The organism is Tepidiphilus margaritifer DSM 15129 (genome assembly GCF_000425565.1).
Classification (GTDB): domain Bacteria; phylum Pseudomonadota; class Gammaproteobacteria; order Burkholderiales; family Rhodocyclaceae; genus Tepidiphilus; species Tepidiphilus margaritifer.
The window spans coordinates 135051-152794 of record NZ_AUDR01000015.1 but is presented as its reverse complement, the minus strand read 5'-3'; the positions used below and the strand labels follow the sequence as shown (position 1 = coordinate 152794).

18 protein-coding genes and 2 tRNA genes are annotated in these 17744 nt (G+C 65.6%); 12 read left to right on the top strand and 8 right to left on the bottom strand.

The window, feature by feature from the left end; translation table 11 throughout:
• Positions 1–55 precede the first annotated feature (55 nt).
• Positions 56–140: transfer RNA gene (locus H607_RS0104870), tRNA-Leu, on the bottom strand.
• 75 nt (positions 141–215) lie between these two features.
• Here H607_RS0104870 and H607_RS0104865 point away from each other — a divergent pair.
• Entirely contained in the window at positions 216–1556 is a 1341-nt protein-coding gene (locus tag H607_RS0104865; RefSeq protein WP_028874503.1) for a hypothetical protein, read from the top strand.
• On the opposite strand, the gene H607_RS11780 is transcribed toward H607_RS0104865, so the two are convergent.
• Positions 1523–2377: a YihY family inner membrane protein gene (locus H607_RS11780; protein WP_051240670.1), complete on the bottom strand. Its 855-nt coding sequence runs from the start codon at positions 2375–2377 to the stop codon at positions 1523–1525. The two genes, H607_RS0104865 and H607_RS11780, sit on opposite strands and share 34 nt — an antisense overlap.
• An 82-nt stretch (positions 2378–2459) precedes the next feature.
• Here H607_RS11780 and H607_RS0104855 point away from each other — a divergent pair, with 82 nt between their 5' ends.
• Positions 2460–2783 carry a DUF2069 domain-containing protein gene (locus H607_RS0104855; RefSeq protein WP_037989594.1) on the top strand — a complete coding sequence of 108 codons (324 nt, stop codon included), beginning with the start codon at positions 2460–2462 and terminating at the stop codon, positions 2781–2783.
• Between the two features lie 3 nt (positions 2784–2786).
• Here the strand turns inward: H607_RS0104855 and H607_RS0104850 are convergent, their stop codons facing one another.
• From H607_RS0104850 to H607_RS0104840, 3 genes are all read right to left on the bottom strand, one after another.
• Positions 2787–4322, bottom strand: a complete 1536-nt coding sequence (locus tag H607_RS0104850; protein WP_028874501.1) for a 2-isopropylmalate synthase — start codon at positions 4320–4322, stop codon at positions 2787–2789.
• 235 nt (positions 4323–4557) lie between these two features.
• Complete coding sequence (pssA, locus tag H607_RS0104845) at positions 4558–5319, bottom strand: CDP-diacylglycerol--serine O-phosphatidyltransferase (RefSeq protein WP_028874500.1); 762 nt, start codon at positions 5317–5319, stop codon at positions 4558–4560.
• Positions 5316–5990 carry a phosphatidylserine decarboxylase gene (locus H607_RS0104840; RefSeq protein WP_028874499.1) on the bottom strand — a complete coding sequence of 225 codons (675 nt, stop codon included), beginning with the start codon at positions 5988–5990 and terminating at the stop codon, positions 5316–5318. Before H607_RS0104840 ends, pssA begins: the two co-directional genes overlap by 4 nt.
• 155 nt (positions 5991–6145) lie before the next feature.
• On the opposite strand from H607_RS0104840, the gene H607_RS0104835 reads away from it, so the two are divergent.
• Complete coding sequence (locus H607_RS0104835) at positions 6146–7033, top strand: carbonic anhydrase (RefSeq protein ID WP_157381270.1); 888 nt, start codon at positions 6146–6148, stop codon at positions 7031–7033.
• 36 nt (positions 7034–7069) lie between these two features.
• Here the strand turns inward: H607_RS0104835 and H607_RS0104830 are convergent, their stop codons facing one another.
• Positions 7070–8713 carry an electron transfer flavoprotein-ubiquinone oxidoreductase gene (locus H607_RS0104830; protein WP_028874497.1) on the bottom strand — a complete coding sequence of 548 codons (1644 nt, stop codon included), beginning with the start codon at positions 8711–8713 and terminating at the stop codon, positions 7070–7072.
• Positions 8714–8815: 102 nt separating this feature from the next.
• Between H607_RS0104830 and H607_RS0104825 the strand changes: the two genes are divergently transcribed.
• The 7 genes from H607_RS0104825 (at position 8816) to H607_RS0104795 (ending at position 16009) form a co-directional block, all read left to right on the top strand.
• On the top strand, positions 8816–9244 hold the full coding sequence (locus H607_RS0104825) for an acyl-CoA thioesterase (protein WP_028874496.1): 429 nt from the start codon (positions 8816–8818) through the stop codon (positions 9242–9244).
• A 48-nt stretch (positions 9245–9292) separates the two neighbouring features.
• On the top strand, positions 9293–11251 hold the full coding sequence (locus tag H607_RS0104820) for an acetoacetate--CoA ligase (RefSeq protein ID WP_028874495.1): 1959 nt from the start codon (positions 9293–9295) through the stop codon (positions 11249–11251).
• 10 nt (positions 11252–11261) lie between these two features.
• On the top strand, positions 11262–11807 hold the full coding sequence (locus H607_RS0104815) for an isochorismatase family protein (protein ID WP_028874494.1): 546 nt from the start codon (positions 11262–11264) through the stop codon (positions 11805–11807).
• A gap of 67 nt (positions 11808–11874) precedes the next feature.
• A complete protein-coding gene (locus H607_RS0104810) occupies positions 11875–13548 on the top strand; it encodes a CTP synthase (RefSeq protein ID WP_028874493.1) in 1674 nt (557 codons plus the stop codon).
• Positions 13545–14390 (top strand): 3-deoxy-8-phosphooctulonate synthase, encoded by an 846-nt coding sequence (kdsA, locus tag H607_RS0104805; RefSeq protein ID WP_028874492.1) that lies wholly within the window; start codon positions 13545–13547, stop codon positions 14388–14390. Before H607_RS0104810 ends, kdsA begins: the two co-directional genes overlap by 4 nt.
• Before the next feature lie 28 nt (positions 14391–14418).
• Entirely contained in the window at positions 14419–15708 is a 1290-nt protein-coding gene (eno, locus tag H607_RS0104800; protein ID WP_028874491.1) for a phosphopyruvate hydratase, read from the top strand.
• A 13-nt stretch (positions 15709–15721) separates the two neighbouring features.
• Positions 15722–16009: an FtsB family cell division protein gene (locus H607_RS0104795; protein WP_051240668.1), complete on the top strand. Its 288-nt coding sequence runs from the start codon at positions 15722–15724 to the stop codon at positions 16007–16009.
• A 3-nt stretch (positions 16010–16012) separates the two neighbouring features.
• Here the strand turns inward: H607_RS0104795 and H607_RS0104790 are convergent, their stop codons facing one another.
• A complete protein-coding gene (locus H607_RS0104790; RefSeq protein ID WP_028874489.1) occupies positions 16013–16537 on the bottom strand; it encodes a gamma carbonic anhydrase family protein in 525 nt (174 codons plus the stop codon).
• Positions 16538–16663: 126 nt separating this feature from the next.
• Here H607_RS0104790 and H607_RS0104785 point away from each other — a divergent pair.
• A tRNA-Pro gene (locus H607_RS0104785) sits at positions 16664–16740 on the top strand.
• Positions 16741–16854: 114 nt separating this feature from the next.
• Positions 16855–17175 carry a PilZ domain-containing protein gene (locus H607_RS0104780; RefSeq protein ID WP_028874488.1) on the top strand — a complete coding sequence of 107 codons (321 nt, stop codon included), beginning with the start codon at positions 16855–16857 and terminating at the stop codon, positions 17173–17175.
• A 1-nt stretch (position 17176) separates the two neighbouring features.
• Here H607_RS0104780 and H607_RS0104775 read toward each other — a convergent pair whose 3' ends face one another.
• Positions 17177–17671, bottom strand: a complete 495-nt coding sequence (locus H607_RS0104775; protein WP_028874487.1) for a disulfide bond formation protein B — start codon at positions 17669–17671, stop codon at positions 17177–17179.
• Positions 17672–17744 lie beyond the last annotated feature (73 nt).

Sequence of the window (17744 nt, the reverse complement as noted above, 5' to 3'; positions counted from 1 at the left end):
CTCGATTGTAAATTTGACTGCACTTCGCTTGGATCGGTTCGTTTTTTCGAATCCTTGGTGCCAGGGAGGGGATTCGAACCCCCAAGCCTCTCGGCGGCAGATTTTAAGTCTGCTGTGTTTACCGATTTCACCACCCTGGCGGTGCGCTCGGCGATTGTAGCGAAAAATTACGCTCGGGGTACAATCGGTCGCATCCCCTGTAATGTGGTTTTGTCATGATCGACGAACAGCAGATCGAGGAATTACGGGCGCGGATGGCGCGCGTCGTGATCCGGGACGATCCGGCCTGGATGGCCGAAGAGGCGCGCCCCTTGCTCGCTTCCATCGACGAGACCTTGCATCGTGCAAGGGATTTGTCCTTTCCGCTGTCTTCCGGTCTCATAGTGGCGCTGCAGCGCTTTTTTTCCACGGCCATGGATCGGCTGGAGAACGGTGCGGATGAGGCGCGGCGCAACCCGCGGGTGGCGAGCATTTTTGCTGCTTTTGCGTTACGCATCTATCTGCTCGCGTTGGTGACGCGTATCGACCTGCCGGCCGGTTTCTGGCGCACCTTGACGGGATTTTGCCTTTCTCGCCTGCAAGGGGAGGATAAGGGTATCAAGGGTGAGCTTGCCTGGCTGCTCGCGCTCGCAGCGGCCGATCCCCGTTTCATGGACGCACGCGAGCTGCTGTGGGCCTTGCGCTGGGTGCAGTCGACCGATCCGGTGATCGAGCTGCATCGCCCTGGCGTTGAAAAGAACGACGGCTTCGTGATGTCTTTGGTTCTCGACGAGCCGCCCGAACCCAAGGAATGGTTCTTCAAGCGGGCAAATGGGCCTGAACCGAGCTGTTTCTTCTCGCTGGAGGAGCTCGCCAAGCGGGCGGAGGAGGAGATACGGCAGCTAGACGGCGTAGACTGGACCATGCGCCGCCGCGTGGAAGGCGGGGTGACGGCCGACGGGCGGGTGGCCTTGTTGCGCGAATTGCTCGACCGCTGGCGCTACGGCTGGCAGCGGCGCCTGCCGCGTAAGCCGTTCGATGCGATGGCCGAATTGCTGGTGGGCTGGGAAGACGTGCTGGCGCATCGCATGGGATTTCCGGCCAACATCCGTCCCGTGCGCGTCACCGACGCCAGTGTGAGCGGCTATGAACTGCGTTGGATTGATCGAGAGCAGTCCCTGTTCTTTCCGGGGCAGGTGGTGGCGATACGCGTGGGGGGCGACCTGCGCTGGGTGCTGGCGTTGGTGCGCTCGCTCAGGCAGCATCCCAATGGCTTGCAAATGGGGATTCTGGCGTTGGGATTCGAGCCGGAGGTGGTGGCGCTCACCCATGAAAAACCCGCTCCTCCCGGATTCCCGCCGCAGATGGCGCTGGCGGTACGCAAAACGCCGCCGCTGCGGGTGCAGCCGGCGTTGATCTGCCCCACGGGGACGATTGCCAGCTCTCGGTTGGCGATCGCGAGCGAGCCGGCGGCAGGGCAGTGGCTCTTGAGCCAGGTGCGATTCATCCGCTTCGAGGCGCAGACGCGCTGCGTGGAGGTGTTTCAGTACGAGGTCGATCCCTTCCCCGAGGATTGATCCGGCAGGAGGGCGAGGGTGGCGCCGAAGGCGGCGCCTGCGAGGATGACGGCCCACAGAACGTAGATCCACACGAGAAAGATGGGGATGGCGGCGAAGGCGCCATAGACGAGGTCGTAGGTGGCGAAGCGGGAGACGAAGGCGGTGAATCCACGCTGTACCAGAAGGAAGGCAAGGGTGGCGAGAAAGGCGGCGGTGCCGGCGTGGCGGGAACGCACCGGGTGGCGCGGCACGAGCTGGTAGAGCGCCCAGAGGAAGGACCAGATCAGCAAGAAAGAGACGAGGGGCATGGCCAGCGCCCCGAGCCCGGCCAGGCGCAGCGATTCGCGGGCGAGCCGGGTGGTGAGATAGACGCCGGAGCCGAAGAGCAGCGGGCCGGCGGTGAGGACGAACCAGTAGGTGACGAGCCGTGCCGCGATCGGGCGCGGGCGGCGCAGGCGCCAGATGCGGTCGAAGGCCGATTCGATGGTCGCGAGCAGCAGCAGTGCCGTGACGATGAGCATCAGGGTGCCGATCACCGACAGGCGGGCGGCATTGTCGACGAATTCGCGGGTGTAGAAGGTGACGAGTTTGGCGGCGGCTTCGGGTAGCAGGTTGGCGCTGAGGAAGTCGCGCAGCGCGAGGCCGATTTCTTCGAAGGCGGGAAAATTGCGAAAGACGAGCACGGTGATGGTGAGCAGCGGCACGAGCGCGAGCAGGGTGGTATAGGTGAGCGCGGCGGCCACCGTCAGACAGTCGGCACGGCGCAGTACGCCCAGGAAGAGGCGAGCGAAGCGCGCGATGCGGTGGCGCGAGGGCAAAGAGATGGGGTGTATCGGCACATCCGCTCCGGCGGACTGGAAAGAGGACGGAATGGACGGCAATTGTAGGGGAAAAATCCGATGCTGGGCACGAGCGGCCTTCGTGCTGGCGCTGGTTCTGGCGCTGTGGTGCGTGGTGTGGGAGGGGTGGCTCGCGCCGCTGCGCCCCGGTGGTTCGTGGCTCACGCTCAAGGCGTTGCCGATCGCCGCGGCCCTGCCGGGGTTGTGGCGCGCTCGGCGTTACACGGCGCAGTGGGCTTCGCTCGTGACGATTTTCTACGTCGCGGAGGGCGTGATGCGCTGGGGCGATTCGCAGGGGGTGGGGTTCTTCGCCAAAGGGGAGACGTTCCTTGCCTTGCTGCTCTTCGCGGTGCTGCTCGTCTTCGCCCGCCGCGCGGGGCGGCGGCAGGAAGACGAGGCAGCGTAAGGCTCACAGCTGCGGGTTGATGCGCACGGCGTCGTGCTGCAGCTTGTTGAGCGCGTTGATGTAGGCCTTGATCGAAGCGACGATGATGTCGGTGTCGGCGCCCAGGCCATTGACGATGCGTCCGCCTTTGCTCAGTCGCACCGTGACTTCGCCCTGGGCGTCGGTCCCTTGCGTGATGGCATTGACGGAATAGAGCACCAGCTCGGCGCCGCTATGCACCAGGGATTCGATCGCCTTGAAGGCGGCATCCACTGGCCCCGAGCCGTCGGATTCGGTGACGTATTCCTTGCCGTCGATCGCGAGCGTGAGCTTGGCGTGCGGCGCTTCTCCCGTTTCGGAATGGATCACGGTCGCGACGAGCCGGATGCGCTCGCCTTCGCTCGGTGCGGGTTCTTCGGCCATGAGGGCGAAGAGGTCTTCGTCGAAGATCTCGTGTTTCTTGTCGGCCAGCTCCTTGAAGCGGGCAAAGGCCTGGTTGAGCTGTTCTTCCGAGCCGATCTCGATGCCGAGCTCTTCGAGCCGGGCGCGGAAGGCGCGGCGGCCGGAGTGTTTGCCGAGCACGATCTTGTTGGCCGTCCAGCCCACGTCCTCGGCGCGCATGATCTCGTAGGTTTCGCGGTGCTTGAGTACGCCATCTTGGTGGATGCCCGATTCGTGCGCGAAGGCGTTCGCGCCGACGATGGCCTTGTTCGGCTGCACCGGGAAACCCGTGATGGTGGACACGAGCTTGGAGGTGGGCACGATCTGCGTGGTGTCGATGCGCGTGTCGCAAGGGAAGGCGTCCTGGCGCGTGCGCACCGCCATCACGATTTCCTCGAGCGCGGCGTTGCCGGCCCGCTCGCCCAAGCCGTTGATGGTGCATTCCACCTGGCGCGCGCCGGCGAGCACGGCCGCGAGCGAGTTCGCCACCGCCAATCCGAGGTCGTTGTGGCAGTGCACCGACCAGATCACTTTGTCGGAGTTGGGTACGCGTTCGATGAGGCGGCGGATTTTCTCGGCGTATTCGTGCGGCAGGGTGTAGCCGACGGTGTCGGGGACGTTGAGCGTGGTGGCGCCGGCTTCGATCACCGCCTCGAAGATGCGGCACAGGAAGTCGAGTTCGGAGCGACCGGCGTCTTCGGCCGAGAATTCGACGTCGTCGGTGAAGCGGCGGGCGAAACGGACCGCTTCGACCGCCTGCGCGACGACCTGGTCGGGCGCCATGCGCAGCTTTTTCTCCATGTGGATGGGGCTGGTGGCGATGAAGGTGTGGATGCGCTGGCGCTTGGCCGGGCGGATGGCCTCGGCGGCGCGCTCGATGTCGGCTTCGTTGGCGCGGGCGAGCGAGCAGACGGTCGATTCCTTGATCGCTTCGGCCACGGCCCGTACCGCTTCGAAGTCGCCGGGGGAGGCGGCGGCGAAGCCGGCTTCGATCACGTCTACACGCATGCGCTCGAGCTGGCGCGCGATGCGGAGTTTTTCTTCCTTGGTCATGGAGGCGCCGGGGCTTTGTTCGCCATCGCGCAAAGTGGTGTCGAAGATGATCAATGAGTCTTTCATCGTGCGGCTCCTGAGATAAAAGGACGAAAAAAGGACGAAACGGGGCCTTGGCCGCGACCGGCGGGTCGTGGCGAGGAACGGAAACGGCAGGGGAGAGGGGAGTGTGTATTTAGCGCGCGAGGCGCAGCAGCGGGCCCAGCAGTAGGCCGGCCGTGAGGAGGAATGAGCGAAGGAGGGCGCTTTGCATCTTCATGCAGCAAAATCTACACGGAAATTTGCGGCGAAGCAAGCGTTTTCATGAGACGTCCGCGTTGGGGCGACGTTTGTGGCGCCAGCGCCAGAAGGCGAGCACGTAGCCGGAGAGGGCGTAGCCAAGGAAGAGGAGGAAGAGAAGCCCCGGGTAGATCGACACGAGGGCGAATGCGAGCACCACGCTGGCGGCGGCGAAGAAGGGGAAGGAGCGGCGCAGGTCGATGCTCTTGCCGCTCCAGTAGAGGATGTTGGTGACCATGGTGATGCCGGCAAAGGCCGTGAGGAGCGCGGCGGGCCAGCGCAGCTCGGTTCCGTCCCAGCCCAGGTCGTGGGCCACCCACACGAATCCTGCCACCAGGGCGGCGGCGGCCGGGCTGGGCAGGCCCTGGAAGTAGCGCTTGTCGATCACGCCGAGGTTGGTGTTGAAGCGCGCCAGGCGCAGGGCGGCGCCGGCGCAATAGAGGAAGGCGACGATCCAGCCGATCTTGCCCAGCGTGTGCAGCCCCCAGGTGTAGCTCAGCACGGCGGGGGCGACGCCGAAAGAGACCATGTCGGAGAGGGAATCGTATTGCGCGCCGAATTCGCTCTGGGTGTGGGTGAGGCGCGCGATGCGCCCGTCGAGCCCGTCGAGCACGATGGCGGCGAAGATGGCGACCGCCGCCGTCTGGAATTGCCCATCGAGGGCCTGCACCACGGCACAGAAACCGGCAAAGAGCGCCGCCGTGGTGAAGAGGTTGGGCAGGAGGTAGATGCCGCGGCGCTTGGGCGGCGTGGCACATTCGTGTGTTTCGTGTGCTTCGGTCATCGGCTGGCCTCGTGTTCTGCCGCGGGGAATTCGGCGAGAATCGTGCTCGTCGCCTTGACTTTCTCGCCGAAGACGACCCGCGGGCGGCTGCCCGGCGGCAGGTAGAGGTCGACGCGCGAGCCGAAGCGGATGAAGCCGTAGCGCTGTCCGCGAGTGAGCCGATCGCCCGGTTCGACGTAACAGAGGATGCGGCGCGCCACGAGCCCGGCGACCTGCACGCAGGTGAGCTCGTGCCCCGTGTCACTGCGCAGGTGCAGCGCGTTGCGCTCGTTTTCACTGGACGCTTTGTCGAGCGCGGCGTTGAGGAATTTTCCGGGGTGGTACCAACGCGCGAGCACCGTGCCGTCGACCGGGCTGCGGTTGGAGTGCACGTTGAACACGTTCATGAACACGCTGATCTTGAGCGCGTCGCAGTCGCGCCAGGGGTCGCGGGCGGGTTCGATGGCGACGACGCGTCCGTCGGCCGGCGAGAGCACCGCCAGCGGATCGGCAGGGATGGGGCGCGGGGGGTCGCGGAAGAACTGCAGCACGAAGAGCGCGAGCAGCCACAGGGGCCAAGCCCAGCAGAGGCCGGCCGTGGCATGGACGAGGAGGGCGAGCAGGATCGCCCCGGCAATGAAGGGCCAGCCCTCTCGGGCGATCAGCGGATGGGGATAGGGGGAGGAAGTCATCGTCGTTCCTTGAGCCAATCGCCCTATTTTACCGGATCGGCCGCTCAGGGGGGCGGGAGGTACAATCGCCCTGCGGATGGGTGATAATTCGCCGCCAGATGGAGCGGGGGGCAGTACCCCTGCGCGTACGGCACATTCGATCAGGAGAATTTCTCATGGCATTGGGGGCTTCCCGTATGAAGCGGTGGATGTGGGGGATCGTCTGCCTCGCAGCGGCGCTGCCGTTGCAGGCCCAGGAGACGGCAGCGGACGTGTCCGGGGGGGAGCACAAAACCGAGGCGCCGGCGACACCCGAAGGGGAAAAATCGTCCTCGCCCGTGGCGACGAAACCGGCCGCCGTGCCGGGGGCAGCGCAGAGCAAGCGATCGGCCCGTTCGTCCGCCGCCTGGGGGTATGGCCCGAACAACGGTCCTTCCCAGTGGGCAAAGCTGTCGCGGGAGTATTTTTGGTGCGGCATCGGCAAGAACCAGTCGCCGATCGACATCCGGCGCGAGGACGTGCTCACCACCGACCTGAGGGCGATCGACTTCGCCTACGGGCCGGTAACCGTTCGGCCGAGGCGTGACAACGGCGTGCTGACGCTGCAAGTCGTCTCCGGCAAGGCGTCGATCACGGACGAACAGCACCGCTTCGTGCTGACCTCGATCCAGTTCCATTCCCCCAGCGAGCACACCGACGGCGGCAATCGCTATCCCCTGGAAGCGCAGCTGCTGCATCAGGACAAGGAGGGCAACGTCGCGGTGGTGGCGATCTGGTTCCGCCGCGGCGAGGCCAATCCGGTGCTCGACGAGATCCTCTCTGCCGCGCAGAAGAAAGGTGGGGCGAGCGTGTCGCTCGATCCGGGTAAGCTCCTGCCGCCCACCACTGATTTCTACCGCTACAACGGCTCGCTTACCACGCCCCCCTGTACCGAAGGGGTGCGCTGGTACGTGATGTCGGAAACGGCCGAGGCGAGCGAAGAACAGCTGCGCGCCTTCTTGTCGCTCACCGGTCGCAACAACCGCCCCGTTCAACCGCTGAACGCGCGGCGCGTGTTCGAATGAGGCCGAGGACGCCGCAAGGGTGCGGCGCCTCGTGACTCACATGCCGACGTAGATCGGCCCTTCGCCCCCTTGTGGGGGGACCCAGTCGATGTTCTGCGTCGGGTCCTTGATGTCGCAGGTTTTGCAGTGCACGCAGTTCTGTGCGTTGATCTGCAGGCGGGGCGTGCCGTCCTCGCGCACGATCTCATAGACTCCGGCCGGGCAGTAGCGCTGCTCGGGGGAATCGTAGATCTTGAAATTGACGTCGATCGCCACTTTGGGATCGCGCAGCACGAGGTGGCAGGGTTGGTCTTCGTCGTGGTTGGTGTTGGAGAGGAAGACCGAGGAGAGCCGATCGAAGGTGAGCACGCCGTCGGGCTTGGGATAGGCGATGGGCGTGCATTCGGCGGCGGGCTTGAGCAGGGCGTGATCGGGCGTGTCGCGGTGCAGCGTCCAGGGCGCCTTGCCGCGGAAGACCATTTGGTCGATGCCAAAGAGCAGGGACCCGACCCATAGGCCCTTTTTCATGAGCGGCTTGAAGTTGCGGGCGCGGTAGAGCTCCTCGTGCAGCCAGCTGCGCTCGAAAGCCTGCGGGTACTCGGTGAGCTCGTCGTGGGCCCGGCCGGCGGCGAGCGCGGTGAAAGCGGCTTCCGCCGCGAGCATGCCGGATTTGATCGCGGCGTGGATTCCCTTGATGCGCGAGGCGTTGAGATAGCCCGCGTCGTCGCCGATGAGCGCGCCGCCGGGGAAGACCGTCTTGGGCAGCGCCTGCAGGCCGCCGGCCACTAGCGCCCGCGCGCCGTAGGCGATGCGTTTGCCGCCTTCGAGCATGGAGCGGATGGCAGGGTGGGTCTTGAGCCGCTGGAATTCCTCGAAGGGCGAGAGATAGGGATTGCGGTAGTCGAGCCCGACGACGAAGCCGATCGCCACCAGAGGGCCGTCGTCGAGGTGGTAGCAGAAGGAGCCGCCGTAGGTGTCGGGATCGAGCGGCCAGCCGGCGGTGTGCATCACCAAGCCCGGTTCGTGCTTGGCCGGGTCGATTTCCCACAGCTCCTTGATGCCGATGCCGTAGGCTTGCGGATCGCGCCCTTCGCGCAGCTTGAAGCGCTGCTCGAGCCGTTTGCCCAGATGCCCGCGGCAGCCTTCGGCAAAGAGCGTGTAGCGCGCGCGCAGCTCCATGCCCGGCTGGTAGTTGGGCCCCGGAGTGCCGTCTTTTTGCAGGCCCATGTCGCCGGTGACCACGCCGAGCACGCGACCTGCGTCATCGTAGAGCACGTCGGCGGCGGCAAAACCGGGATAGACGTCGATGCCCATGGCTTCGGCCTGCTCGCCCAGCCACTTGACGAGAAATCCGGCGCGGATGATGTAATTGCCGTGGTTTTGGAAACACGGTGGCAACAGGGCGTTGGGCACTTTCATCGCTCCGCCTTCCTTGAGGAAGAGGAAGCGATCCTCGCGCACCGCGGTTTTTACCGGCGCGCCGCGTTCCTTCCAGTCGGGGATGAGCTCGGTGAGCGAGCGCGGATCGAGCACGGCGCCCGACATCGTGTGCGCCCCCAATTCCGCCCCTTTCTCGATCACGCATACCGAGAAATCCTGTCCTTTCTCGGCACAGAGCTGCTTGAGGCGGATCGCTGCCGCGAGCCCGGCCGGGCCGCCGCCGACGATCACCACGTCGAATTCCATCGCTTCTCGTTCCATCTTCGGGAGTCCTCGCGCTACAATAGGATGAGAGGCCATACGCTGCCGTATGTTGGCAGAAAAAGGGCCGACGATCAATCACACGTTCGAGGAGGAGCGATCATGACACACCGCCCGGTCCATGCCCGGAAAGTTTTGACGACCACCATCCCCGTGCGCTGGGGCGACATGGACGCCTTCGGCCATGTGAATAATACGATCTATTTTCGTTATTTCGAACAGGCGCGCGTGGAATGGCTCGAGGCGCTGGGCTATCGGGTGGTGGCCGGCGTGTCGCCCTCGCCGGTACTGGTGCATGCAGACTGCAATTTCCTCAAGCCGGTCACCTATCCGGCCGTGTGCGAGGTCACGGTGTATGCCGGCGAGCCGGGACGCTCCAGCGTGACGAGTTGGTACGAGCTGCGCCTGGTGGGCGACGAGACCCTCTACGCCACGGGTTCCGGTAAGATGGTGTGGGTGGACGCCGCCACCGGCCGCTCCACGCCCTTGCCCGACGACCTGCGCCGGGCGTTGACGAGTATTCCCGGCTGAGGCAGCTGGCAAAAAATCATAATAAATTCACGAAAGAGGAGGAAGGACATGAGCGAGACGAACCCCATCTGGGTCCCTTCGGCCGAACGGGTGGCGAGCGCCACGATCACGGCGTTTACCCGCCGCGCCGAAGCGCGCTGGAACCGGAGTTTTCCCGAGTATGCGGCCTTGCACCGCTGGAGCATCGAACATCCCGAAGAATTTTGGGTTTCGGTGTGGGACGAATGCGGCGTGATCGGCGAGCGCGGCGAGGTGGTGCTCGTCGATGGCCACAAGATGCCTGGGGCGCGCTGGTTTGCGCAGGCGCGGCTCAATTTCGCCGAGAACCTGCTGCGCCGGCGCGACGGGCGCGAGGCGATGGTGTTCTGGGGCGAGGACCGGGTCAAGCAGCGCTGGAGCTGGGAAGAGCTGTATCTCGAAGTGGCCCGTGTGGCCCGGGCCCTGGCCGAAGCGGGGGTGACGCGCGGCGACCGGGTCGCGGCCTACATGCCCAACATGCCGCACACGATCATCGCCATGCTCGCCACGGCGAGTCTGGGGGCGATCTTCACCTCCGCTTCCCCCGATTTCGGCGTGCAAGGGGTGCTCGATCGCTTCGGCCAGACCGAGCCCAAGGTGCTCTTCACCGTCGACGGCTACTGGTACAACGGCAAGGTGGTCGACATCCGCGGCAAGGTGGCCGAGGTGGTGGCTGGTCTGCCTTCGGTGCGCCGGGTGGTGGTCACGCCGTATCTGGAGGCGCTGCCCGATCTCTCGATGATCGACCGCGCGCAGGGCTGGGCCGAGTTCACCGCGCCGCACCGCGACGCGACCGAGATAGACTTCGTGCGCCTGCCGTTCGATCATCCCCTCTACATCCTCTATTCCTCCGGCACCACGGGGCTGCCCAAGTGCATCGTGCACTGCGCCGGCGGGGTGCTGCTGCAGCATCTCAAGGAGCACAAGCTGCACGGCGACGTCAAGCCCGACGACCGGCTCTTCTACTTCACCACCTGCGGCTGGATGATGTGGAACTGGCTCGTCTCGGGCCTGGCCTCGGAGGCGACGCTGCTCCTCTACGACGGCTCGCCCTTCGTCAAGGACGGCACCATCCTTTTCGACTACGCCGACGCCGAGCGCATGACGCATTTCGGTACGTCGGCGAAATTCCTCGATGCGGCGGCGAAGAAAGGGCTCGCACCCATCGAAACGCACCGACTCGACACGGTGCGCACGATGTTCAGCACCGGCAGCCCCCTCATGCCCGAGGGCTTCGATTACGTCTACACCCGCATCAAGCGCGACCTCTGCCTGTCGTCGATCTCCGGCGGCACCGACATCGTTTCCTGTTTCGTGCTGGGCAACCCGACGCTGCCCGTGTGGCGCGGCGAGATCCAGTGCAAGGGGCTGGGGATGGCGGTGCAGGTGTTCGACGAGAACGGCAACCCCGTCGTCGGGCAGAAAGGCGAGCTCGTGTGCACCCGTCCCTTCCCGGTGATGCCTCTGGGATTCTGGAACGACCCGGACGGCAGCAAGTACCGCGCCGCCTACTTCGAGCGCTTCCCCGGCGTGTGGTGCCACGGCGATTACTGCGAGGAAACGATCCACGGCGGCTTCATCATCTACGGCCGCTCGGACGCCACGCTCAACCCCGGCGGGGTGCGCATCGGCACGGCCGAGATCTACCGCCAGGTGGAGAAACTGCCCGAGGTGGAGGAATCCATCGTCATCGGTCAGGACTGGCAGGGCGACGTGCGCGTGGTGCTCTTCGTGCGCCTGCGCGAAGGCTTGGTGCTCGACGAGGCGCTGCAGGAAAAGATCCGCCGCGTGATCCGCGACAACACCACGCCGCGCCACGTTCCGGCCAAGATCGTGCAGGTGCCCGACATCCCGCGCACCAAGAGCGGCAAGATCGTCGAGCTCGCGGTGCGCCAGGTGGTGCACGGTCAGCCGGTGAAAAACGTCGAGGCGCTCGCCAATCCCGAGGCGCTCGAGCACTTCCGCGATCGTCCCGAACTGCGCGATTGAGGGGGCGAGGATGAAGATGCATGTCAGGGAAAGCGCCCTGCTCGTGGTCGACATCCAGAGCGGCCTGCTGCCGGTGATCGAGCAAAAAGAGCGGGTGCAGGAGGCCGCCGCCTGGCTGCTGCGGCTCGCCGGCAAGCTGCAGGTGCCGGTGGTGGTGAGCGAGCATTTTCCCGACAAGATCGGCGAGACGGTGCCGGAATTGCTCGAAGCGCTGCCGCCCGCGGCCGAGCGGGTGCGCAAGACCGCCTTTTCGGCAGTGCGCGACGGGGTGCTCGAGGGCACCGCCGTGGAGCGTGCCGGGCAGGTGGTCGTGGCCGGCACCGAGGCCCACGTGTGCGTCTTGCAGACGGTGCTCGATCTGCTCGAGGCGGGCAAGCAGGTTTTCGTGGTGGCCGAGGTGGTCGGCTCGCGCCGCGCCGCGGATCGTCTGCTCGCGCTCGAGCGGATGCGTCAGGCCGGGGCCGTGGTGGTCTGCCGCGAGATGGTGGCCTTCGAATGGCTCGAGCGCGGCGGCACGGACGTCTTCCGCGACGTGCTGCGCACCCTGATCCGCTGAGGCGCGGAGCGTTCGCGAAGCGGCCGGGATCGGCTATCATTCGCTTTTCCAGCCAATCCGCGTTCCCATGACCAAGTACGTGTTCGTGACCGGCGGCGTGGTCTCCTCGCTCGGCAAGGGGATCGCCGCCGCCTCGCTCGGGGCCATTCTCGAGTCGCGTGGCATCCGCATCACCCACATCAAGCTCGATCCTTACATCAACGTCGATCCGGGCACCATGAGCCCGTTCCAGCACGGTGAAGTCTTCGTCACCGAAGACGGCGCCGAGACCGACCTCGACCTCGGTCACTACGAGCGTTTCACCCACGCCAAGATGAGCCGGCGCAACAACTTCACCACCGGCCAGATCTACGAATCCGTCATCCGCAAGGAGCGCCGTGGCGAATACCTCGGCAAGACCGTGCAGGTGATCCCGCACATCACCGACGAGATCAAGCGATTCATCGAGCGCGGCGCCGAAGGGGCGGACGTGGCCATCGTCGAGGTGGGCGGCACGGTGGGTGACATCGAATCGCTGCCTTTCCTCGAGGCCATCCGGCAGATGGGCATCGAGCTGGGGCCGCACGGCGTGTGCTACATCCATCTCACGCTGCTGCCCTACATCGCCGCCGCCGGCGAGCTCAAGACCAAGCCCACGCAGCACTCGGTGAAGGAATTGCGCGAGATCGGCATCCAGCCCGACATCCTGTTGTGCCGCGCCGACCGGCCCATTCCCGCGGAAGAGCGGCGCAAGATTGCGCTTTTCTGTAACGTTCGCCCCGAAGCGGTGATCGAGTCGCGCGACGCCGACACCATCTACCGCATCCCCCTGCTGCTGCACGAGCAGATGCTCGACGAGATCGTCTGCCACAAGCTCGACATCCTCGCCCGCCCGGCGGATCTCTCCGTGTGGCAGCGCATCGTCGACGCCTGGGAACACCCGCGCACCGAGGTCGACATCGCCTTCGTCGGCAAGTACGTCGATCTCACCGAGTCGTACAAGTCGCTGGTGGAAGCGCTCACCCACGCCGGGCTGCACACCCGCTGCCGCGTGAACATCCACTACATCGATTCGGAAGTGCTGGAAGACGAAGGCTGCGCGGCGCTCGCGAACATGGACGCCATCCTCGTGCCGGGCGGTTTCGGGCGGCGCGGCACCGAGGGCAAGATCCTCGCCATCCAGTACGCGCGCGAGCATCACATCCCCTTCCTCGGCATCTGCCTCGGCATGCAGCTCGCCGTGGTCGAATTTGCCCGCCACGTCGCCGGGCTCGAAGGCGCGCACTCCACCGAGTTCGACCCCGAAACGCCGTATCCCGTGGTCGGCCTCATCACCGAATGGCAAGATCGCAGCGGCAAGATCGAGCGGCGTACCGAGGAATCCGACCTGGGCGGTACCATGCGTTTGGGCGGCCAGGTGTGCCTGCTCGCCGAAGGAACGCTCGCCCGTCGCATCTATGGCGCGCCGCAGGTGGTGGAGCGCCACCGCCACCGCTACGAGGTGAATAACCGTCTGCTGCCGTTGCTGCAGGAGAAAGGGCTCGTGGTCTCGGGCCGCGCGCCCGGTACCGATCTGTGCGAGATGATCGAGCTGCCGCAGGATGTGCACCCCTGGTTCGTCGGCTGCCAGTTCCACCCCGAATTCACGTCCAACCCGCGCGAAGGCCATCCGCTCTTCATCGCCTACGTGCAGGCGGCGCTGGAAGCGCGCCGCCGCGCCGGGCGTCCCACGGCGATCGCATCGGCCAAGGAGACGGCATGAAACTTTGCGGATTCGAAGTCGGGCTCGACCGCCCCTTCTTTCTCATCGCCGGCCCCTGTGTGATCGAATCGCGCACCCTCGCGCTCGAATCGGCGCAGGCGCTCAAGGAAATCACCGCCGCGCTCGGCGTGCCCTTCATCTACAAGTCGAGCTACGACAAGGCCAACCGCACTTCCAGCAAGTCTTTCCGTGGCTTGGGGCTAGCCAAGGGGCTGGAGATCCTCGCCGAAGTGCGCGAGCGCGTGGGCGTGCCGGTGCTCACCGACGTGCACACCGAAGCCGAAGTGGCGCCGGTGGCCGAAGTGGCGGACGTCCTGCAAACGCCGGCCTTCCTCTGCCGCCAGACCGACTTCATCCAGGCCGTGGCCGCGAGCGGCAAGCCGGTCAACATCAAGAAAGGGCAGTTCCTCGCCCCCGAAGACATGGTCAATGTCGTGGCCAAGGCCAGGGAAGCCAACGGCGGAGCCGACACCATTCTCGTGTGCGAGCGCGGCGTGAGCTTCGGCTACCACAACCTCGTGGTCGACATGCGGGGGCTCGCCATCATGCGGTCCACCGGCTGTCCCGTGGTGTTCGATGCCACTCACTCGGTGCAGCTGCCTGGCGGGCAAGGGCAAGTCTCGGGCGGTCAGCGCGAATTCGTGCCCGTGCTCGCCCGGGCGGCGGTGGCCGCCGGCATCGCCGGGCTTTTCATGGAATCGCACCCCGATCCCGACAAGGCCCTCTCCGACGGCCCCAACGCCTGGCCCATCCCGCGCATGGCCGAACTGCTCGAGACCCTCGTCGCGCTCGATCGGATCGTCAAGGCGCGCGGTTTCGTCGAACACGAACTAATGCGTTGAGTTTTCTTTCTTCCTTGGAGCCCATGCAATGAGTGCGATCGTCGATATCGTCGCGAGGGAGATTCTCGATTCCCGCGGCAATCCCACCGTCGAAGCGGACGTGTTGCTCGAATCCGGAATCATGGGGCGCGCCGCCGTCCCTTCCGGCGCCTCCACCGGTTCGCGCGAGGCCATCGAGCTGCGCGACGGCGACCCCGCCCGCTACCTCGGCAAGGGCGTACTGCGCGCCGTGGAGAACGTCAACACCGAGATCTGTGAAGCGCTGCTGGGGCTCGATGCCGAAGAGCAAACCTTCATCGACCAGACCCTCATCGAGCTCGACGGCACCGAGAACAAATCCCGCCTCGGGGCGAACGCGATGCTCGCCGTGTCGATGGCGGTGGCCAAGGCCGCAGCCGAGGAGGCGGGGCTGCCGCTCTACCGTTACTTCGGCGGTTCCGGGCCCAAGCAGATGCCGGTGCCGATGATGAACGTCATCAACGGCGGGGCGCACGCCAACAACAGCCTCGACATCCAAGAGTGCATGATCATGCCGGTGGGCATGGAATCTTTCCGCGAGGCGCTTCGCTGCGGCGCCGAAGTCTTCCAGCATCTGAAGAAACTCGTCGATCGCAAGGGGCACCCCACCACCGTGGGCGACGAAGGCGGCTTCGCGCCGAACGTGAAAAATACCGAAGAGGCGCTCTCACTCATCCTGGAAGCCGTCTCCGCCGCCGGCTACGAGCCGGGGCGCGACGTGCTGCTCGCGCTCGACTGCGCCAGCTCCGAATTCTACAAAAACGGCGAATACGTGCTCGCCGGTGAAGGGCTCAAGCTCTCCGCCGAGGGCTTTGCCGACTATCTCGCGGCGCTGGTCGACAAATTCCCCATCGTCTCGATCGAGGACGGCATGGCCGAGGGCGACTGGACGGGGTGGAAGATCCTTACCGAGCGCCTGGGCAAGAAAGTGCAGCTCGTGGGCGACGATCTCTTCGTCACCAACACGCAACTGCTCGAGCGCGGCATCCGCGAGGGTGTGGCCAATTCCATCCTCATCAAGATCAACCAGATCGGCACGCTCACCGAGACCTTCGCCGCCGTGGAACTCGCCAAGCGCGCCGGCTACACCGCCGTGATCTCGCACCGCTCCGGCGAAACGGAAGATTCGACCATCGCCGACATCGCCGTGGGGCTTTCCACCGGCCAGATCAAGACCGGGTCGCTGTCGCGCTCCGACCGCCTGGCGAAGTACAACCAGCTGCTGCGCATCGAGGAAGACCTCGGCGATACCGCCCGCTACCCGGGGCTGGCGGCGTTCTACAACCTGCGCACTCGATGAGGCGGGAGGGGGCGTGAGCCTGTGGGTGCGGCTGATCCTCGTCGTACTGCTTGCGGTCGTGCAGTATCAGCTGTGGCTCGGCCGCGACGGTCTGCTGCACCGACAGCGGCTCGACGCCCGCCTCAATGAGATCATCCAGCGCAACGAAGCGCTCGCGGCGCGCAACGCCGCCGCCGCGGCCGAAATCGAAGAGCTGAAAAACGGTGGTGAGGCGCTCGAAGCGGTGGCGCGCGGCTCGCTCAACTACCTGCGCCCCGACGAAGTGCTCCTCACCCTGCCGTCCAAGGCGACGACTCCCTGAACTTCAGCCGATGCGTGTGAGCGCCGTGCGGTAGCGCTGCGCCGCCTCGCGGTAGTGCGCCGCGTTGGCCTGTAGCCGCGCGACTTCTTCGTCGGTCAGGGTGCGGATCACCCGTCCCGGCGAGCCCACCACCAGGCTGCGATCAGGAATGACTTTGCCTTCGGGGATGAGTGCATTCGCGCCGATGATGCACTGCGCCCCGATCACTGCCCGGTTGAGGATCACCGCGTTGATGCCGATGAGGCAGCCGTCCCCCACGGTGCACCCGTGCAGCATGGCCATGTGGCCGATGCTCACGCCGGCGCCGATGGTGAGCGGGATTCCTTCGTCGTCGTGCAGGATCACGCCGTCTTGCACGTTCGTGCCGTTACCGATGATGATCGGTTCGTTGTCGCCGCGCAGCACGGCATTGAACCAGATCGAGACTTCGTGCCCCAGCCGCACGTCGCCGATCACTTCGGCGCTATCGGCCACCCAGCAATCTGGCCCGAGCTGCGGGCGTTTGTCGCCCAAGGCATAAAGTGCCATTACTGCTTTCCTTGTTCGAGCGTCGCATTGGATGCGTGCAAGGATAACATGCCGTCTCTGTGCGCTGCAGCAGGAATTCTGGCCTTGTTGTATTTTTCGCCGACTCGGGTATAATGGCGAACTCGTCGGGGCGTAGCGCAGCCTGGTAGCGCACTTGCATGGGGTGCAAGGGGTCGCGAGTTCAAATCCCGCCGCCCCGACCAAGAATTCGAAAGGCTTACGTGATCGCTCGCGTAAGCCTTTTTTCCTTTGTTCCGCATTGCCTTCCCCCGCATCCCAAGCTAAACTGCATCTCGTTGGCTTGGGAGGTTTTCTTCATGGTAGGCCAGTTCATCGAACGGCGCTGCGAGCGCCGCATCCCTCTGCCCGGCGGCATTCCTGCCCGGGTGCTCTCCCCGCAGGGGGAAGTGCACGACGCCATTTGTTTCGATCTTTCGGTCGGTGGCATGGCGCTACGTACCAACTATGTCCCCTCCGCCGAGGAAATCCTTGCCGTCCAGCTCGAGCAGCCCGGCGGGGTGCATGGCATGCCGGCGCGCCCGCTGCGCGTACGCCTGGAAGTGCGCCGCTGCCTCGGACTCGAAGGCGGCTCCTGGCGCTGCGAGCTGGGCGGGCGGATCGTGGAGGTTCTCTCTTGATTCAGCCGCGGCGCAGCGCGAGCCACGCCGCGAACCCGGCGAAGAGCGCGAACCACAGCGCCGACCAGTTGGCGATGGTAAGCCCGAGGAAGGTCCAATCGATGGCCGTGCATTGCCCCTCGCCGGCGAACACCTTGGGCAGCCACTCGGCGAGCGGCAGCGTCTCCATTAGGTAATCGAGCCCGGGACCGCAGGCGAACGGGTCGCTGGGCGGGTGCCGCTGCAGCCAGCTCTGCCACAGCGCCGTGCCCAGCCCGGCCAGGGCGCACAGCAGCATGGCACCGGCGCAGGCCCGGGCCGCGAGCTTGCGGGTGCCGAACATCGTGCCCAGGAGCGCGAAGAATCCTACCCCGAAGAAGGCGATGCGCTGCAGGATGCACAGCGGGCAGGGCTCGAGCCCGAGGCCGTGCTGCAGGTAGAGGCCGAAAGAGAGCAGCGCCGCCACAGCAAGGGTGGCGGCGAGGAAAAGCGCGCGGGATGGCAGGGATGGGGTCATGCTCGACTCGTCGAATGTGGCCGTGCCATTGTACCCCGTACCGCCCCTCGAGCCTGGCCCTGTAAAGCGCACT

Bases quoted from the DNA above. Each gene is read 5' to 3' on its own strand.
- H607_RS0104820 (WP_028874495.1), top strand. From the start codon at position 9,293: ATGAGCGAGACGAACCCCATCTGGGTCCCTTCGGCCGAACGGGTGGCG.
- H607_RS0104790 (WP_028874489.1), bottom strand. From the start codon at position 16,537: ATGGCACTTTATGCCTTGGGCGACAAACGCCCGCAGCTCGGGCCAGAT.
- kdsA (WP_028874492.1), top strand. From the start codon at position 13,545: ATGAAACTTTGCGGATTCGAAGTCGGGCTCGACCGCCCCTTCTTTCTC.
- H607_RS0104775 (WP_028874487.1), bottom strand. From the start codon at position 17,671: ATGACCCCATCCCTGCCATCCCGCGCGCTTTTCCTCGCCGCCACCCTT.
- H607_RS0104840 (WP_028874499.1), bottom strand. From the start codon at position 5,990: ATGACTTCCTCCCCCTATCCCCATCCGCTGATCGCCCGAGAGGGCTGG.
- H607_RS0104810 (WP_028874493.1), top strand. From the start codon at position 11,875: ATGACCAAGTACGTGTTCGTGACCGGCGGCGTGGTCTCCTCGCTCGGC.
- H607_RS0104780 (WP_028874488.1), top strand. From the start codon at position 16,855: ATGGTAGGCCAGTTCATCGAACGGCGCTGCGAGCGCCGCATCCCTCTG.
- H607_RS0104830 (WP_028874497.1), bottom strand. From the start codon at position 8,713: ATGGAACGAGAAGCGATGGAATTCGACGTGGTGATCGTCGGCGGCGGC.
- H607_RS0104865 (WP_028874503.1), top strand. From the start codon at position 216: ATGATCGACGAACAGCAGATCGAGGAATTACGGGCGCGGATGGCGCGC.
- H607_RS0104815 (WP_028874494.1), top strand. From the start codon at position 11,262: ATGAAGATGCATGTCAGGGAAAGCGCCCTGCTCGTGGTCGACATCCAG.
- eno (WP_028874491.1), top strand. From the start codon at position 14,419: ATGAGTGCGATCGTCGATATCGTCGCGAGGGAGATTCTCGATTCCCGC.
- pssA (WP_028874500.1), bottom strand. From the start codon at position 5,319: ATGACCGAAGCACACGAAACACACGAATGTGCCACGCCGCCCAAGCGC.
- H607_RS0104850 (WP_028874501.1), bottom strand. From the start codon at position 4,322: ATGAAAGACTCATTGATCATCTTCGACACCACTTTGCGCGATGGCGAA.
- H607_RS0104825 (WP_028874496.1), top strand. From the start codon at position 8,816: ATGACACACCGCCCGGTCCATGCCCGGAAAGTTTTGACGACCACCATC.
- H607_RS0104835 (WP_157381270.1), top strand. From the start codon at position 6,146: ATGGCATTGGGGGCTTCCCGTATGAAGCGGTGGATGTGGGGGATCGTC.